Source organism: Salinivibrio sp. PR932, from assembly GCF_001996125.1.
Taxonomy (GTDB): Bacteria; Pseudomonadota; Gammaproteobacteria; order Enterobacterales; family Vibrionaceae; genus Salinivibrio; species Salinivibrio proteolyticus.
In genome coordinates, this window is the sequence record NZ_MUFM01000007.1 from 17,799 (window position 1) to 34,987 (window position 17,189).

General features: G+C 50.4%; 13 protein-coding genes. 8 read left to right on the forward strand and 5 right to left on the reverse strand.

Annotation, left to right across the window (positions count from 1 at the left end; all coding sequences use genetic code 11):
• Positions 1-39: 39 nt before the first annotated feature.
• Together BZG84_RS04930 and BZG84_RS04935 are read right to left on the reverse strand one after the other, a co-directional pair.
• Positions 40-2,028: a hypothetical protein gene (locus BZG84_RS04930; protein WP_077480134.1), complete on the reverse strand. Its 1,989-nt coding sequence runs from the start codon at positions 2,026-2,028 to the stop codon at positions 40-42.
• Positions 2,021-3,247 (reverse strand): ATP-grasp domain-containing protein, encoded by a 1,227-nt coding sequence (locus BZG84_RS04935; protein WP_077480135.1) that lies wholly within the window; start codon positions 3,245-3,247, stop codon positions 2,021-2,023. Before BZG84_RS04935 ends, BZG84_RS04930 begins: the two co-directional genes overlap by 8 nt.
• Before the next feature lie 304 nt (positions 3,248-3,551).
• On the opposite strand from BZG84_RS04935, the gene BZG84_RS04940 reads away from it, so the two are divergent.
• Together BZG84_RS04940 and BZG84_RS04945 are read left to right on the forward strand one after the other, a co-directional pair.
• On the forward strand, positions 3,552-4,793 hold the full coding sequence (locus BZG84_RS04940; protein ID WP_077480136.1) for an NAD(P)/FAD-dependent oxidoreductase: 1,242 nt from the start codon (positions 3,552-3,554) through the stop codon (positions 4,791-4,793).
• Between the two features lie 223 nt (positions 4,794-5,016).
• Positions 5,017-5,709, forward strand: a complete 693-nt coding sequence (locus BZG84_RS04945; protein ID WP_077480137.1) for a response regulator transcription factor — start codon at positions 5,017-5,019, stop codon at positions 5,707-5,709.
• Here the strand turns inward: BZG84_RS04945 and BZG84_RS04950 are convergent.
• A complete protein-coding gene (locus BZG84_RS04950) occupies positions 5,702-6,643 on the reverse strand; it encodes a DMT family transporter (RefSeq protein WP_077480138.1) in 942 nt (313 codons plus the stop codon). The two genes, BZG84_RS04945 and BZG84_RS04950, sit on opposite strands and share 8 nt — an antisense overlap.
• A gap of 90 nt (positions 6,644-6,733) precedes the next feature.
• Between BZG84_RS04950 and BZG84_RS04955 the strand changes: the two genes are divergently transcribed.
• Complete coding sequence (locus BZG84_RS04955; RefSeq protein WP_077480139.1) at positions 6,734-7,627, forward strand: LysR family transcriptional regulator; 894 nt, start codon at positions 6,734-6,736, stop codon at positions 7,625-7,627.
• An 81-nt stretch (positions 7,628-7,708) separates the two neighbouring features.
• Here BZG84_RS04955 and BZG84_RS04960 read toward each other — a convergent pair whose 3' ends face one another.
• Together BZG84_RS04960 and BZG84_RS04965 are read right to left on the reverse strand one after the other, a co-directional pair.
• The gene (locus tag BZG84_RS04960) at positions 7,709-10,801 is read right to left on the reverse strand and encodes an efflux RND transporter permease subunit (RefSeq protein WP_077678008.1); all 3,093 of its coding nucleotides are present in this window, start codon (positions 10,799-10,801) and stop codon (positions 7,709-7,711) included.
• 10 nt (positions 10,802-10,811) lie between these two features.
• A complete protein-coding gene (locus BZG84_RS04965) occupies positions 10,812-11,846 on the reverse strand; it encodes an efflux RND transporter periplasmic adaptor subunit (protein ID WP_241825753.1) in 1,035 nt (344 codons plus the stop codon).
• Positions 11,847-12,138: 292 nt separating this feature from the next.
• Between BZG84_RS04965 and BZG84_RS04970 the strand changes: the two genes are divergently transcribed.
• The 5 genes from BZG84_RS04970 to BZG84_RS04990 all read left to right on the forward strand — a co-directional run bounded on the left by BZG84_RS04970 (position 12,139) and on the right by BZG84_RS04990 (position 17,168).
• Positions 12,139-12,723, forward strand: coding sequence for a nucleoside deaminase (locus BZG84_RS04970; protein ID WP_167370410.1), 585 nt, complete (start codon positions 12,139-12,141; stop codon positions 12,721-12,723).
• A gap of 12 nt (positions 12,724-12,735) precedes the next feature.
• Positions 12,736-13,176 (forward strand): GNAT family N-acetyltransferase, encoded by a 441-nt coding sequence (locus BZG84_RS04975; RefSeq protein WP_077480143.1) that lies wholly within the window; start codon positions 12,736-12,738, stop codon positions 13,174-13,176.
• A gap of 83 nt (positions 13,177-13,259) precedes the next feature.
• Positions 13,260-14,078: a substrate-binding periplasmic protein gene (locus tag BZG84_RS04980; RefSeq protein WP_077678009.1), complete on the forward strand. Its 819-nt coding sequence runs from the start codon at positions 13,260-13,262 to the stop codon at positions 14,076-14,078.
• Positions 14,079-14,414: 336 nt separating this feature from the next.
• Positions 14,415-14,927 (forward strand): prolyl-tRNA synthetase associated domain-containing protein, encoded by a 513-nt coding sequence (locus BZG84_RS04985; protein ID WP_077479321.1) that lies wholly within the window; start codon positions 14,415-14,417, stop codon positions 14,925-14,927.
• Positions 14,928-15,080: 153 nt separating this feature from the next.
• Entirely contained in the window at positions 15,081-17,168 is a 2,088-nt protein-coding gene (locus BZG84_RS04990) for a TonB-dependent siderophore receptor (RefSeq protein WP_077479322.1), read from the forward strand.
• The last annotated feature ends 21 nt before the right edge of the window (positions 17,169-17,189 follow it).

The following is a 17,189-nucleotide window of genomic DNA, read 5'->3' on the forward strand; positions in this document are numbered from 1 at the left end:
GTTTGTGGCTTAGGTAGAAAAAGCCATTGAATGTGCTTTTCAATGGGGTGGTGCCGCAGCAGCGGGTGAGGCAGAGGCGACATACCTGTCTTTTGCCCAGCTATCGAGTGCGAGTTGCTTGATGCGACCGATCGCATCGTCAGGCAGTTCGGCCGAGGTGCCTACTGCAATAGTGTCGTCATGATATAGGTATAAACGTGACAAAAACTGTTCAAAGGGCAGGGAAGCTTCGCCGTATTGCTCTCCTTTTCCTTGGGTTGATACCACCACATCATGCCCCCAATCCTGCCCGCTATCGTTGTTGGGATTATAAAAATACACCCGCATGATGCTGTCTTGATCGAGAGCGATGCGTATCAAGGTAATGGCGTGCCAGCCCACAAATACCCCCTGGCTATTGGTCACGGCAATGCCTACGGGTTGGGGATGAATGACTGGTATATTGCCGTTGTAGTAGGGGTGGTAGCGGCTATAGAAACGTTCGATAAACTGATCAAACGCCTTCAACATACCTGTCTGCACGTCAACTGCAATCATGAATTCACGCCCCACATACCAACCGTGAAACTCTGGGTTAATCCATTTGTGAGGGTCTTCTTGTCTGCCTACACACAGACGACCCATCTCAATATATAACTTATCTAGATGAGGAACGAGTGCAACGGACACCGGATCGGTATCAATCGGCAGTGACTGACTCAGCCCTTGCAACAAGGTACTTGAGTCCAGCGTTTGCCCCTCAAAATGCATTCGCAAGTTATTATTGCAGGCCACTTGTACAATAGAGTTCAGCAAATAATCCGGGTCGTTATACGCCCACATGGATATCGCCCGCGCTGATTGGCAGGTTGGATTGTTACCTTGTGCCACACCAAGCGGCTGACCAAGCACGGACATGACTCCAGCCAATAAGTGGACGCGGGCTGGAAGGTGATCCCCAAACGCAAGTGATAGCGCATTTGCGACGTCTGGGTGCAGGGTCAGATTAATTTGTCGCCACAGGCTGGGCGCGACGGGTGCATCGAACAAAACACCGCGCTCTAACATCATCGCGAGACCGTAAATCGCTTGAGCGGTTTGCGGATGGACAGCTTCTTGAATCAAGGTATGCACGAGCTGGCGGTAGGTGACCAAACAATCTAGCCCAGTGTTACTCAGACCCAAGGCGGTAGGCAGGACATCGGGCTGGTCATTCTCGAGTAGCCAGCGTAAAAACGTCGCATGGTAATCAGAGACTAACCCGACATCGTGCATGGCACGCGCGAAACCCATCGCTTCTTGTTGTAGTGAGTTCGTATCCATGGCGGATAAGCGTTCACAATAAGCGGGTAAGCCGGGGTCGTCGTAGCACCCTTGTGTTGGGCCATACAAGGCGCTGACTAAGCGATCAATCCCGAGCTTTGCGTCACCGAGTTGGATTTGCTCTTGAGACACAAGAATAGAAATGTGGTTAATCATTGTCTTGATGGGATTGACTTGGATCGGACGCTGGGTGAGTACTCGCCAGACTTCGTCTACAAGCTCACTTAAAATCGTTTCATACCCCAAATGTGCGAGTAGATATCGATAAAGTTCACTGATCGCAGGGGCGAGAGAACCCAGCCGTATCCGGCTAGACTCATCGGAAAAGCCCATTACCCAAGATAAGTTGAGACTCAGGACTTTGGCGAGAAACTGTCGAGCGTCAGCAGGTGAAACGCGTGTCGTGCTCAGTTGACCGTCAACAATCGCGAGCATCCGTAGCTGGCTTAAACAGTCAAGTACCACGGTGCTTTTCTCGGCGTACGCCAACGTATCTGGGACTAAGTTTGCCAACAGATATTCAGGTTCAGCCCAATCGGTTCCCTGAAATATGCCTGCCTCCTGCAAGGCAGGCATACGCATACATAGCGCTTCAATGCCATTTTCTTGTCCTAGCACCCGCCCACAGATATCTAAAACATGAAACTGGTGGCGGGCTTTAGCGATAGTGCTGACTTGACCAAGTTGTTCGATAGCGTGATCAAGCTTATTCAATAAGCTAGACATAAAAGTCGAGATCTTCCTGTGCTTTTAATAGATCGCGCATAACGTGCGGATCATCTCCGTAAAAGTGTAGTAGACCCCAGTGTGTGCCGAAAGCACTGCGCTTCGGTACTTTGTTTTCCATCGGTGACTGAAGCTCATGAAATTCAAAGTACTCGTGGTTTTCTGTTTCTTCAGGAATGGCAAGCTGGCTGACAACACGACGTCGAGGGTAGACCCCAAAGGTACCGGCAACGCCTTTGGCATCTTCAATCGGAGTAGGGAAGAAAGCCTCCAATTCTTCGTCGGTCGTTTTAGGATCAAAGGCCACTACCATGGCTTGATAGCAATTGAAACCGTAAACACGCTCAATGATTTCAAAGCCTTGGAAACCGGGTGGACGATAGGCGACTTCGCCAAAGTACATGCGGCCATCCTTGGTGACGAAATACTCTGGATGAATAAAGCCAAAGTCGATATCAAAGGCATCAATCAGTTTTTCAATTTCTTGGGTCACTTTCTCTCGGTATTTTTCAAGCTCTGGTGAGGCTGGCACGAACACAGAGTAGCCGAGCGTGACGTATTCAGAGATATTTAAAAACTGGATTTTTCGGTTTTTAATAAAGGCCTCGACGGCGAACTCCCAACCATCCAAGTGGCTCTCCATCAACAAGGGAAACTCTTCATCCGAGACACGGTCGAGGTCGTCCGGTTCGCGAATCATCCAGTGACCTTCACAGCCCGCTTTATCAAACGCTTTGAGGTGGATAGGATCGTTTGGGTCACCATCCAGTTTCAGTAAGGCTTGGTTCACTCGACGCAGAAAACGGACCACATCGGACTTATCTTGTGCTTCTTCAAAGATCCCGACACGAATACCGCCGATTTGTGCGCGACGTTTCATCAGCGATTTATCGCGGAAGAGAAGGGCTTGGCCCATTAATTTAGGATTTTTAAGCAGAACGGCGTTAATGGCGCCTGCCCATTCCACGGTTTCTTCAAACAGTGGAATCGCGACATCGACGCCCATTTCTTGCAAGGTGGTGGCAATTTCAAAAGAGCGGTCGTTGAGTCGCTCAAAATTCCACGGCAAAAAAGGAATATCGTGTTCTTTTGCGTAGTCTTCAGCCCATGTGGGCGCCACGACGACGTACTGACGATCGAAACGGCTGATCGCGTCAATGGCATTTAAGCTCCACCCCAAAATGGCAACGAAGCCTTTATTAGGATCATAGTCAGCCATATTTCATCCTTTTACTTTTTGAGCATGAGTGACCACTGTCACATATTGCTGCGTTGTCTTTAAGGCAAGCTGAGGATAGAAAGCAGGAAAGTGTGCAGTTGGACGACTGAAATCGACTGCATGCGCAACGTTTTCACCCGTCGGCTGGCCAAATGCGATCTCAATCGTTCATGGACTGAGAGAGCGCCGGAAAACTCGTCATTTTATTATTGATGTCGTTATTGGTTATGTGTAAAAGCAAGGAATTACGCGGATAAATTTCGCCGCGGAGATAAATGACTTGGCGTGTTCAGGGAGTGAAAAAATGGCCAAAAATGTGGTGGTACTGGGAGCGGGCATGGTCGGTGTGTCTGTTGCTTGGCATTTGTTGAAGCGTGGCTACGATGTAACGGTCGTCGATAGAATGGCGCCTGGGCAAGAAACGTCGTTTGGCAACGCAGGTATTATTCAGCGTGAAGCTGTTCGGCCCTACGCCTTTCCGCGCGACCTTGCCACCTTGCTGCGTGTGTTACCTAATCGTGCTGTCGATATTCGTTATCGGCCCACCAGTGTTCTGCGTGCCGCGCATCCATTGCTGCAATATTGGCATCACTCGAGTGAAAACCAATACAAAAAATTGGTCCCCGAGTATGCGGCATTAATCATGCAGTGCCTCGATACGCATGATGAAATGATCGCATCCGCGGGCGCGGCCTCACTGATCCGTAAGCAAGGTTACCTCAAGTTATTCCGCAGCCAAAAAGCGCTGGATGAAGAGTGCGCGCGTGCCGCGTCTGACTATGCCAGTTACGGTGTGGAGTATGAGGTGATCAGCAAAGCGCAGCTCGCTACGTTGGAGCCGCATTTAGCCGCGCCGCTAGCGGGGGCAATTCATTGGAAACAACCTTGGACTGTCACCGATCCCGGAGCCTTGGTACAAGCCTACGCCGACGATATTATCGCCAAAGGCGGAGAGATAAAGCGTGCCAATTTGCGAGCACTTAAGCAGGAAGACGGACAGTGGGTCATCGAAACAGATCACGTGCGCCTTCGTGCGGATCAGGTTGTGATGGCGATGGGCCCGTGGTCATCTTACTGGTTGCGCCAACAAGGCATAGAGGTACCTTTGTTTACCAAACGTGGCTATCACATGCACTACCAAGGTGACGCTAACACCCCGCTCAATCATTGGATTATGGACGCTGAAGTGGGCTATTTGCTCGCACCGATGCGCGCGGGCGTGCGATTAACCACAGGGGCAGAATTGACAGCATTGGATGCTCCCTTGAACGAGCGGCAATTATCGGCAGCGGAAAAGGTAGCACGCGAGCTCTATCCACTGGGCACTCGCGTGGATACGGCGCCTTGGAAAGGTGGGCGTCCGTGTATGCCGGATATGAAGCCTGTCATCGGACCCACGCCGAATAAACCCGGATTATGGCTCGCGTTTGGTCACGGGCACCAAGGCTTTACGCTGGGGCCTGTCACTGGAAAACTTATCGGACAAATGATGGATGGTGAGAACACATCAATTGATATGCAGCCTTATCGTGTCGACCGGTTTTAAGTCTGAGGCCGAATGTTTCTGCTGCTCAAACGGGGCTGGTTCAGGTGAAATTCGCAGCATTTAAGCACGATGAGTGAACCCAAACGTCCAATGGCGTCGTACTCTCAGTTGCTTTAAATAGCGAAGCTGTAAGACAATATCGCTTTGCCCTTGCAAGGCCGCCTTTCGATGACATGGCGGCCCTGCATTTTCGCCGCTATCAAATTCAGCTAGGACAGTATCCATGTACGAGGAGTATTTCTCGATAGCCAAACCCGCCATCGTCGTGCGTGGTCCGGAAAATATGTCATTTATCGCCATTCTCGAAGCGAAACTACGCGAGTATGGCTGTGATGTCACTGTGATTGGGCCTGATGATGTCATGCCGGATTGGGATACGGTTCAGCTTATCAGCTGGGTGCCGGAAGGTGGTGCTCAAACCAAAACATTGCGCTGGCTTAGTGAGCAATGCCCGTTTATTGCGTTAATGGCGAGTCAAGCGGCGGCCGACCGTGTCGCGGCGCTGAATGCTGGCGCTGATGATGTATTATCGACGCCCGTTGATTTGGAAGAGTGCCTAGCGCGCTCAGCGATCGCCATGCACCGTCGCCATGCAACGTCTGCGATGCGAGATACGTCCGGGCAGCTACAAATCGATAATCTCTGGATGCAAAAGGATACGCACCGCGTGCGTGTTAACGAACAGCCGGTGAAATTGACCCCGCTTCAATTTGAGTTGCTGTGGCTCCTTGCGCAGCACAAAGACACGACCCTCAGTAAACCGCTGCTGTATCGCCAAGTATTGAAGAAAACCTTCGCGCCAGATGATCGTAGTCTGGATATGCACCTGAGCCGGATCAGAAAAAAATTGGCCGATGCGGGCTTCCCTGCCGAAAGGCTCCAAACTGCGCACGGGAAAGGCTACTGCTTTATTTAGCCTCGCTTGTCGTTCGAGCAACGCGCCAGTGGCGTGGGTGAGGAAGGCGTGGCAGCAACAGCCCTGCGATCACAATGACAATGCCCACCACCTGAAGTTGGCTCACGGCTTGTCCCATCAAAAACGCGGTGAGTACCGCGAACACAGGCACAAAGTTAAAAAAGAGTGCTGCATTGGCAGAGCCGAGATGGCGCACGCCGTTGAGCCAGAGTAAGTAACCAGCGACGGTACCCAGCACACCGATATACAGGAGTTCGGAGACGGCCAGCGGACTTGCAGTCAAGACTTCGCCAAATGGATGAACCTTTGGGGTAAGCGCACACATGATGCCAATCACAGTCGCACCACTGAGCATGCCCAAAAACGTGTAGGGGATCACCGGCATCCAGCGGCCAATGCCTTGGCTGAAGAAGGTGTACGCACTCCATGCAAACATGCCAGTGAAAATCATCTGATCACCTTGGTTAAAGTTTAATTGGCTGAGCATCTGCCACTGCCCATTGGTGATCACCACGAGCACGCCCGATAAACTCACCACCAAGCTGAAAACTTGCCCTTTACGTGGCAATGCGCGAATCGCGATGCAGGCGATAAGTGAAGTCACCAACGGGCTGAGCGCCATGATTAATGACCCATTGGTCGCTTGGGTGTACTCGAGCCCAGTGAATAAACAGAGGTTAAGACCGCCAATCCCCACGGCGCTGACGGTAGTCGCCCACAGCCACTGCTTGGCGCTGAGTGTAGGGATGCGGGTACGGGTGAGTTTGAGATAAAAGCCTAGACAAATTGCGGCGACGGCAAAGCGCCAAAAGACCAAGGTGAGCGCATTCACTTCATTCAGCGCATCTTTACCAATAGGAAAAGTGCTACCCCAAAAAAAGGCACATAAAATGAGAAGGGCAACGGCTTTCCATAGTGAAGCAGTAGTTGTCATAGCAAGACCTGACTTGTTGAGTGATGTGCGCTAGTGTATAAGTTTCAAAATATGAATAAACCGGCAATATCAGAACGGTAGATTCCAAATATGAAACCTAGCTATTCGTTAGACGATTTGCGCTGTTTTTGTACTGTGGCGCAGTTGGGGAGTTTTAAAGCCGCGGCGCAGCAGCTTGCCATGCCGCAATCCACCCTAAGTCGTCGTATTCGCCAGCTTGAACAAGATCTTGCTCTGCGTTTACTCAATCGTGATGCACATCGTATCTCGCTGACTCAAATTGGTCATCGCTATTTTGAACGTGCCGCAGGGTTGTTCGATGAGTTGCAGGCACTCAATGATGATCTCGTCAGTGAGAAACATCACCCCCAAGGAAAAATTCGTATTAGCGCACCGATCAATGCCGGTAAGCAGTTTTTACGCCGCGTCTTTTTCGACTTTATGCGTGAGTACCCCGAGATTCAACTGGATCTTAACTTTTCCAATAGCTTGATAGATATTGAAGCGGAAGGCATGGATGTGGTGTTTCGGGTCGGGAATCCGGTAGTAGAAAAGTGGATTGCACGGCCGCTCACCGATATTCACTTCATTCTGTGTGCCAGTCCTGACAGTGATTATCACGACGTGCGCTCACCCAATGATCTGAGTGGTCAGCCGGTGGTGATTTGTCATCCGATGACGGTTTGGGAGCTCACACACCATCAAACGGGGGAAGCGTTTGATTATCAAGCCACCACGGGCATACGTGCCGAAGTGGATGAAATTCAAATGTTAACCCATGCCGTGCAAGCCGGATTTGGCATCGGCTATATTCCTGATTATTCCGCGCTACCTTTGATAGAACAGGGCGAATTACAGCGCGTGTTGCCGCAATGGTGCAGTCGAGCGCGTACGCTATTTTTGCTCTATCGAGACCGAGAACAAGTGCCTTTGCGTGTTCGATTGCTGGTGGAATTTGTTCTCGCGCGTTTTATGTCCTCCTAGAGTGTAACCGGACATCAAAGGGCTGTTTCCCGAGACTAAAGGGGCCACGTTGCAGTGGCCCCAATGGGTGCGATTTTTCGATTAATCGCTATGATGCGTGTGCGCTGGCGACAACTCGGTGGATGCCGGCGTGATGGTTTTGGCTAAGAACAGATACATAGCAGGTACTACGAACAGGGTGAACAAGGTGCCCAGTGTCATCCCACTGGCAATCACTAGCCCCATGGCAAAACGGGCGCCAGCACCGGCTCCTGAGGCAATCAATAGCGGGATCATGGCGAGCACCGTCGCTGCCGTTGTCATCAAGATAGGGCGTAAACGGATGGCGGTCGCTTCTTCAATCGCCTCACGTTTGGTCCGTCCTTCTTGCTGGAGCTGATTGGCGAACTCGACGATCAATATCCCGTGTTTAGCAATCAGACCAACGAGAGTGAGCAAGCCAACTTGAGTGTAAATGTTCAAGGTAGTAAACCCTAGGCTGATAAATATCAGCGCGCCACAGACACTCATTGGCACGGTGACCAAAATAATGATCGCGTTTTTAAACGACTCAAACTGCGCCGCCAAGATCAAGAAAATCACAATCAAAGCAAAGAAGAAGGTCACGACCAGTTGCTGGCCCTCGCTCATAAACTGGCGTGACTGTCCGGCATAATCAACACTAAAGCCTGCTGGCAATTCTGTTGCTGCAATCTCTTCGAGCACACCCAGCGCTTCCCCCAAGGGGACACCAGGACGCGGTACACCGGAAATCTTCACCGCATTCAGCTGCTGAAAACCGCGTAATGCTTGAGGCTGCACACTTTCTTCTAAGGTCACTAACGTTGACAGCTGAACTAATTCACCGTCTTGGTTGCGAGTGTAAAACTGGCGCAATTGTCCCGGTGTGAGGCGTTCACTCCGCGCCACTTGGGGGATTACTCGATAAGAGCGGTTTTCCAGTGAAAAGCGTCCCGCATCCGCCCCAGATAACAGTGAGCCCATATCCGCGGCAAGCTGTTGCATGCTCACGCCCATCAAAGCCGCTTTTTCGCGGTCGATCTTGACCGTTTGTTTGGGGCGGTCAATGCTCAGATCGGTATCGACAAAGATAAACCGCCCAGTCTGCATCGCTTTGCCCACGATATTGTTCGCCACTTCATTAATCGCTTCAAAGGGTTGTGTTGAGCCGATAATAAATTCAACCGGCGTGCCGCCGCCCGGAGACGGCAGTGAAGGGGGCACCAAGGCAAAGCTACTTAAGCTCGGTTGGCTGTCCATAAAGGGCTGAATTTCGTTTTCCAAGATCGCTTGAGTGCTGCGCTCTCGCTCATCCCACGGCGCGAGTACAATACCGGCTATTGCGTTATTGGTGCCGCCAGAGCCATTGATAATAAAGACGTTGTCGATTTCAGGTACATCGTCAATCAGTCGGTTTAATTCGTCGGTACTGGCAGACAACGCATCCAGCGTGGTTTGGCTGTCGGCTTCGAGTATGGAGAACACAAACCCTTGGTCTTCAGCGGGTTCAAGCTCAGAGGGACTGGTGATAAACAAGAAATAGCAAGACACTAAAACAATCGCGCCGAACGTGAGGATCACCGCATTGGTATTCAACAAGCTATGGAGTGTGCGTTGGTAGCGATGATGCAATCGGTCAAACTGCTTATCCAGCCAATGCTCAAGGGAGCGCTCTTGGGTCGCTTTGTCCGCTCGATAGGGCTTGAGGACATAGGCACACATCATGGGCGAGAGCGTGAGTGCCACCACGCCGGATAAGATCACCGACGCGGCGAGGGTAAAGGCAAACTCAATAAACAACACCCCGGTTAAGCCACCGACAAAGCCGATGGGCAGGAACACCGCGACCAAGGTAGTCGACATGGTGATAATCGGCCACGCCAGCTCGCGCGCGCCTTCCAGCGCAGCTTGTGTTCGGCTTTTACCTTCTTCGATATGGCGGTGCACGTTTTCAAGCATGATAATCGCATCATCAACCACCACACCAATCGCCAGCACCATGGCAAGCAGTGTCAGTAGGTTGATGGAAAATCCTAACAGCCACATTAAAAAGAAGGTGCCGATGAGCGATACGGGGATCGCGACCGCAGGAATGACCACTGAGCGTAACGACCCTAAAAAGCCATAAATCACAAAGACTACGATGGCTAAGGCGAGAATAATCGATATCACTACTTCATCAATGGCATTATCAATATACTCGGTTGAATCATAGGCGATATACGCTGACAACCCTTGAGGCAATTGGGTGGTAATGTCGGCATCCCACACCTGATTCACCGCCTCAATTACATCCAGCGCATTGGCATCTGGCGAGACTTCGATGCCGATAAAGGTGGCATCGAGCCCGTTAAAGTTAACCGATGTTTGGTAACTTTCCGCGCCGAGCTCAACGGTCGCCACATCACTCAAACGCACAACAGATTGGCCATCACTGCTGATCACCAGATCTTCAAATTGTTTCACGTCATGAATGTCGGTGGCGGCGTTTAAATCAATCGCCACGTCTTGGCCTTTGGTGCGCCCTAGCGTCGCAAGCACATTATTGCTGCGCAGGGCGGTAATCACATCCGTACCGGTGAGATCGTACGCGGCCATTTTGACCGAGTCGAGCCAGATTCGCATGGCAAAGCTACTGGCACCCAACACATCAGCACGCTGCACGCCGGGAATCGTCGACAGTTGTGGCTCGACCACCCGGACCAAGTAATCGGTAATTTGATTATCAGTGAGGACGTCAGAATAAAACGCGAGGTACATCGCTGCGACCGTTTCCCCTACCTGCAGGGTGACGACGGGCTCACGGGCATCATCAGGGAGCTCTGAGCGCACCTTATTCACCTGTGCGGCAATCTGCGTGAGTGCTTCATTCGGATCGTAATCAAGGCGCAAATAGGCTTCGATGGTGCTCACACCGGCGGTTGATGTGGAGACTAAGTAATCAATCCCTTCTGAGGCAGCGATTTCACGCTCCAGCGGCGTGGTGATAAAGCCTTGGATCAAGTCGGCATCTGCACCGATATAGGTGGTAGAGACACTGACCACTGCATTTTTGATCTCGGGGAATTGACGCACATTCATGTCGGTGATGGCGCGTAAGCCGAGCAAGATAATGAATAGGCTCACTACGGAGGCCAAGACGGGTTTCTTGATAAAGACGTCGGTAAATCGCATCGAATCGCTCCTATTGATTCACAACGTTGGGATCAAGATCTTCGCTCGGCTGAACACGCTCATTGTCACTGACCTTGATGTTGCTACCGTTACGGAGCTTGAGGAGGCCGGAGGTAACGATACGGTCACCGGGTTGAAGGCCGTCTTTAATCACAATCATGTCACCGCGGCGCGCGCCCGTTTGCACAAAGCGCTGTTGTATCGTCAATGCATCGTCTTGCTCTTGGATCACGAATACCGCGTTGCCATACGGATTAAATTGAATCGCGCTTTGTGGTGCCAGCAAGACATTTTGCGTTTCTTCACCTTGATCAAGGCTCACGCGTGCGAACATACCTGACCGTAAAACGGCATCTGGGTTGTCAAAGGTGGCTTGAATGTCGACACTGCGACTCGATGGCGTGACAACCGGCGAAATTGCAGTCACTGTACCGGTAAAGACCTCGTCAGGCTGTGCGCTAATCGTGGCAGAAACGGTTTGACCATTTTTCAGCGTGCTGAGCTGCTGCTCGGGCAGGGTAAAGTTTAGGTGAATCGGGGTCACTGACGTGAGTGTCGCAACCGCTGTCCCCGGGGACATTAATTGGCCAAGACTGACTTCTCGGATGCCAATGATGCCGTCGAAAGGCGCGGTTAATGACTTTTGCTCAATGCGCGCTTTTTGGCTGTCGACAGCGGCAATTGCTTGTTTGGCTTCACTTTCTTTACGTTTTAGCTCTGACTCGGAGATGTTTTTATCTCTAAATAGCCGCTGATAACGCCGCAGTTCAAGTTGTGCCAATTCTGCCACGGACTCGAGTCGACGTAATTCTGCCTCATCAACGCTGGCATCCAAGGTGACCAGTAATTGTCCCTTTTTCACCGATGTCGCATTGTCGAACAAGATATTGTTGACGATGCCGCTTGCCTCGGTAGTTAGCTGGGTTTCATTAATGGCCGCAAAACTGCCAATGGTGGTTTGTTGTTCTTGCCAAGGGTGGGTTGAGACTGTAGTGGCCGTCACGGTGACCGTAGGGGCAGGCATGTTGTCAAAAAATTGGTTCATAAAATGATTGCCTACTGCTTTGTAAGCAAAAATTCCCCCAAAAACGAGGCCACATGCGACTAACATAATAATTAAACGTTTTATCATAAAAATCCCTGAACAGAATTGCTGTCACCACCCTTGGCTTATAAGTACAGACGAAGGCGCAAAAGGTTGATTTAACCAATAACAAATATCGAACTGACCAATACAAACCTTATCACTGTTTGGTTCATTCATTGGTGGTAAATTGATGATCTTGTGGATTAGCTCAGGTCAGTGTCATCAGCGAAGCCGAATAAGGAGAACGTCGATGCTACTCAATGCAAATAGCACGGTAACGGAAGCGGCGCTGCGTGCCGTGGCGCATATGCCAACGCGCAGTTTGCCGGTGCTGGTGGATAACAGCTTTAGCCAAAAACTGACCGATGCGGATTTGATGCGCATCGCGGTGTTGTTGGCCCAAAAAAGCGCTGATGAAGGAGGGTGCCCTATCGGTGCGGTGATTGTTGACAATGAAACACGTCAAATCGTAGGTAAGGGGCACAATACCTTGGTACAAGAAAATCACCCCTACAATCACGGCGAAACGGCCGCGATACGTGATGCTGGGCGAATTGACTTCAGCCAAACAACCTTGTTTACCAGTTTAAGCCCATGTGATGTTTGCGCGGCATTGATCAGCATGCGCGGTTTTTCTCGCGTGGTGGTGGGGGATGTCACCAGTGCGAGCGGTAACGAGACGATGCTGAAAGAGAAAGGCGTGACGGTTGATGTGCTGGAAGATCCGCAGGGCATTGCGCTGTATCAGCAATTTCGATCCGAGCACCCCGAACAAGAGTTAGAAGATTGGCAAGGTGTAAGTGCCGTCAAAGCACGTTTAGCCAAGCGTGGATAAGAGGAGAACGACATGGATGTTGCGATTGGTCCGACAACGGATGCGAATTACAGCCAAAAGCTGATCCAAGAGAATATGGCCCCTTACTATGAAGCGAGGAAGATCGCTTGGAATCCACAGATGTTTATGGAAAGTTGGCGAGTTTTTGATAATTATGAAATTCGCCATGAGCGAAAGCGTTGTGGCGTCATTCGCTTGAAGGCAGACGGTGAAACACTTTTTATCCGTGATTTACAGATTGAACCGAGTAAGCAGCGGCAAGGGATCGGCCGCGAGGCAATCAATTGGGCGGTCGCTTATGCGCAAACGTCTGGCTATGCGCACTTAGCGTTGCGTGTTTTTGCAGAAAATCCCGCCGTTTCATTGTATCAAGCGCTGGGATTCGTGGAGACAGGGCGCAGCCGAGATGCGGTTCTCACGCTTTCGTTGTCGTTAACTGAAACGTCCGAATAACGAGCAAAGCGCCTGAGCATATCGATAGAGATGGCATGCTAGTCTTATAGATAGCGTAGCGAGTCAACAAAGTGAGTGGCTGGATGACCCATTGGATACAAGCGTGCATTGCGATTTGGCTAACTCTTTTCTCCTTTCAACTATGGGCCGAGCCATCGACATCAGAGCCGCTTAAGGTTTGTGTGGGTGATGGGAGCCCTTGGCCGCCATACACCTATTGGCAGGGAGAAACGCGACAGCAAAAAGCGGATACCTTGACAGGTTATGCGACAGATTTGGTACTCACCGCATTAGAGCGTAACGACATAGCCTATCAACTGGTATTTATGCCTTGGGCGCGTGTGCAACATGAACTGGCACGTGAGTCAGGCCGTTGTGATCTTACCTGGGATGCGAGTTATAAACCCGAGCGAGCGCAATACAGTCGCTTTACGCAGCCACTCTATTCTATATCTTTGGGTTACCTGTACGTGGGTGCTCCTGACACACATGCACAACCGAATTTATCGGCGATACAATCGGTTTGTGGTGTGAATGGCTATAACTATGCCGCATTTGGCGAGAACCCCCGACCGAGGTTTGAAGCCAACACTTTGCAGCAGGCCTTGCGGATGTTAGAGGCGGGTCGTTGTCGCTTTCTTGCCAGTGAAATCGAGCCCGTTTTAGGAGGGATACGGTTAGATCTCTATCAATTTTCACGCGATATTGCTTACATCGCGCTGCCTAATCCGAAAGCATTTCATGCTCAAGTCAGCCGATATGCGCCACAAGCGAATGACTTAGTGGCGCAGATTGACGCGTATTTGGACAGTGCGGCTCAACGTGGTGAGTTACAAGCGCTCCGTGCACAGTACTTTCAGCCAGTTACCTCGCAGCCCCAGCATCAACCTAAGTCGGAGTAATGCGTTATCGCGTGCTACGCACAGAGTGTAGAGGGCGCTTGGACCAGCGTGTAGGCAGCTTGGTCGTCGCTAAGTGAGCGTGTAGCGTTTTAGCATGTCGATGATAGGTCACTTGACGACCCGAGTGAAAACTCACTTTGAGTACCATGTTTCTCTCCTTGTGATTAACGTTGCGATAAAGTTACATTTTTATTCTAAATAAGTGTATTTAATTATTCTTAAGTCACATAAGAAAGCCTAATAGTGAATATGGGCTTGCTGGGCGTACGATAAAACTAACAGTCTGTGCCTGTAAGGGACGGATGGGGACGAGCTAGCAAACTAATAAGGAAGATTATGACAGGGACGCCACCACTTTCAGGTCAACAGGCTGCGCTGCTTCAAAGCCTCAAAGCGCACGGTATTTCAGTAAAAATATACCGCCATCAGCCTGTCTATACGTGTGAACAAGCAGACGCGCTCGGTTTGCATACTGATGCAAACCCGACCAAGAACTTACTGTTGAAAGACAGAAAGGGTAAACAGTTTTTCTTGGTGGTGTTACCGGGCAAAGCCACCGTTAATTTAGCCGGATTGAGTGAAGCCTTGGGCACGTCTCGCTTATCGTTTGCCTCGTCGCAGCAACTCGACACCTATTTGCAAGCGCAATCAGGTGCCGTATCGGTATTTGATGTGATGAATGATCCTGAGCATCGCGTGAGTTTGGTGATCGCGAATGCGATATGGCAAGTCCAAGCGGTGGAATGCCAGCCTTTTTGTCATGATCAAACTTGGGTCATAGCCACGCAAGATCTCGCCCGCTGGTTACGCGCTATAGGCCGAGATTATCAAACAGTGGATCATCAATAAGCTGATGAAAATTAGCGTCTTTGTAACATGATCTATACAAGTCTGGCTAAGAAATGTGCAATCAGTTGCGTACAGGTGAAAACAAATAGAAATGAGACTGGTTATCGTTTATTTTTCGGTGTGTTCAAATAATCGTTAGCTACAGGAAGTCTCATGTTGAAAAAACACCCTCTTGCCGTTTTTGTGGCTGTCGCGCTGTCACCCCTATCCAGTGCAGCTGCAACTAACTCGACAGAACCGGTTGATGAAGTCTATGTGGTTGAAGGCCATCAGGCTCGTTTCAACGCCAATAGCAATGAAACAGCAATGCGCATGGATGTTAGCCAACTAGAAACAGCGGGCCAAGTGGCTGTGATGGATCAAACGCTGATTCAAGAGCAAAACGCCACGACACTAGGAGATGTGTTGGTAAATGACGCCAGCATTGGTGTAGGTGGTACGGACCGCAATCGTGAGATTTTCATGCTACGTGGTTTTGAACTTGATACTGGAACAGGCTACCTGCGTAATGGCCAGCAGCAATGGTCTTATTATCGTCATCCTGTTGAGCTGATGGAACGCGTTGAGGTATTAAAAGGACCAGCAGGTTTGCTCTATGGCAAGTCCGCACCGGGTGGTTTGGTAAATATGGTCACCAAACGTCCAACCGCAGCGTTCCAAGCGTCAATCAGCCAGAAAGTCGGTACTAACGATTATCAACACACCGTCGCCGATGCATCGGGTTCTCTCAACGAGAGCGGCACCTTACGTGGTCGGGTGGTGCTATCGAAGCAAAGCGAGGGCTCATTACGTCGCTATTTAGATGGCAGTGAACCTGAGCTCGATCGTCAAATTGCAGGCTTGATGCTAGATTATGACATCACGCCCGATACCCAGCTTTCTCTTCATTATGATCGTGTGATTGATGACAGCAGCAGCGATAACGGCGCCAACATTATCAATGGTAAACCGCAACTGGGTAGCCAATTTATCTGGGAAGCACCTTGGTCGTTCATGGACATTGATGTCGAGAACTACGGAGTCGATATTGTCAGCCAATTAACGCCGGATTGGAAAGTCAAAGCAGGCTACAATCGCCAAGACTATAAACGTCATTACCATGAAGGATTTGGACAGCGTGAAACCTATGACGCCAATACCCAATCGTTCAAATACTTTGCCATGGACCGTCACGACAATTGGGTACTGGATACGGCTTATATTGATGTCACCGGTGCATTTCAGTTCGGGAATATCGATCACCAAGTGCTGATTGGTTCCAATGCGCTGCGTAATGACTATGTCGGTCAGCGTGTGATGGAGAAAAACCAAACCGCCGTGATTGGTGGTGCGTATCCGGAGCCGGACATCCATTATGGCACAGCAACTCCGCGTGATCCTGATCCTACTGATTCCATTGGTTTTTATGCGCAAGACTTAATGACATTGAATCCACAATGGCAGCTGCTTGCAGGGCTTCGCTACGATCGCGAGGATAACGAGACGGACACGTATTATAACGTGTTGCCTAAAGCCGCGGTAATGTATCATCCGTCACCGGAACAAACCCTGTACGTCACTTATTCCGAGAGCTTTGAACCGAAAAACCCGGTGGATAGTGATACCGATATCAATGACGGCATGGCGCTGGATCCGGTAAAAGGTAAGTTATACGAGCTCGGTTACAAGCAAGCGTTACTGAACGACCAAGCGTTATTCAGTGCCGCCTTGTTCCAAATTGAACAAGAAAATAAAGTGGTCAAAGAGGCAATAACCGGACAAGGCAGTCTCACTTCACGCACCACACAATTAGGTAAACAAACGCATAAAGGGGTTGAGGTCAGCCTTGCCGGTCAAGTGACTGACAGTTGGTCAGTGCATAGCTCAGCGACGTATTTAGATGCGCGCATCGAAGACCCATTCAACCCGGCGAACGATGGCAAACAGCCTGCTGACACACCAGAGTGGGGCGCCAGCATTTGGTCACGCTATGATGTCGATAACCAAACCTATGTGAACGTAGGTGCGCGTTATGTCGGTGACCGTTATGGCGATATGAAAAACACTTATCATAAGCCAGGTTACACCACGGTGAATGCAGGTGTGGGCCATACTATCAAAGCCGGTGAACAAACGGACTTGAAACTGAGTGTGAATGTTGAAAACCTCTTCAACGAAAGCTATCTCGCCGGTGGTGTACAAAATAAAACCACGTTGGGCGAAGAGCGCAAAGTTGTGCTTGGCGCGTCATTACACTTCTAACTTCACGTATCATTAATTACC

Coding starts and splice junctions, on each gene's coding strand:
- BZG84_RS04930 (WP_077480134.1), bottom strand. CDS start 2,028: ATGTCTAGCTTATTGAATAAGCTTGATCACGCTATCGAACAACTTGGT.
- BZG84_RS04935 (WP_077480135.1), bottom strand. CDS start 3,247: ATGGCTGACTATGATCCTAATAAAGGCTTCGTTGCCATTTTGGGGTGG.
- BZG84_RS04940 (WP_077480136.1), top strand. CDS start 3,552: ATGGCCAAAAATGTGGTGGTACTGGGAGCGGGCATGGTCGGTGTGTCT.
- BZG84_RS04945 (WP_077480137.1), top strand. CDS start 5,017: ATGTACGAGGAGTATTTCTCGATAGCCAAACCCGCCATCGTCGTGCGT.
- BZG84_RS04950 (WP_077480138.1), bottom strand. CDS start 6,643: ATGACAACTACTGCTTCACTATGGAAAGCCGTTGCCCTTCTCATTTTA.
- BZG84_RS04955 (WP_077480139.1), top strand. CDS start 6,734: ATGAAACCTAGCTATTCGTTAGACGATTTGCGCTGTTTTTGTACTGTG.
- BZG84_RS04960 (WP_077678008.1), bottom strand. CDS start 10,801: ATGCGATTTACCGACGTCTTTATCAAGAAACCCGTCTTGGCCTCCGTA.
- BZG84_RS04965 (WP_241825753.1), bottom strand. CDS start 11,846: ATGAACCAATTTTTTGACAACATGCCTGCCCCTACGGTCACCGTGACG.
- BZG84_RS04970 (WP_167370410.1), top strand. CDS start 12,139: ATGCTACTCAATGCAAATAGCACGGTAACGGAAGCGGCGCTGCGTGCC.
- BZG84_RS04975 (WP_077480143.1), top strand. CDS start 12,736: ATGGATGTTGCGATTGGTCCGACAACGGATGCGAATTACAGCCAAAAG.
- BZG84_RS04980 (WP_077678009.1), top strand. CDS start 13,260: ATGACCCATTGGATACAAGCGTGCATTGCGATTTGGCTAACTCTTTTC.
- BZG84_RS04985 (WP_077479321.1), top strand. CDS start 14,415: ATGACAGGGACGCCACCACTTTCAGGTCAACAGGCTGCGCTGCTTCAA.
- BZG84_RS04990 (WP_077479322.1), top strand. CDS start 15,081: ATGTTGAAAAAACACCCTCTTGCCGTTTTTGTGGCTGTCGCGCTGTCA.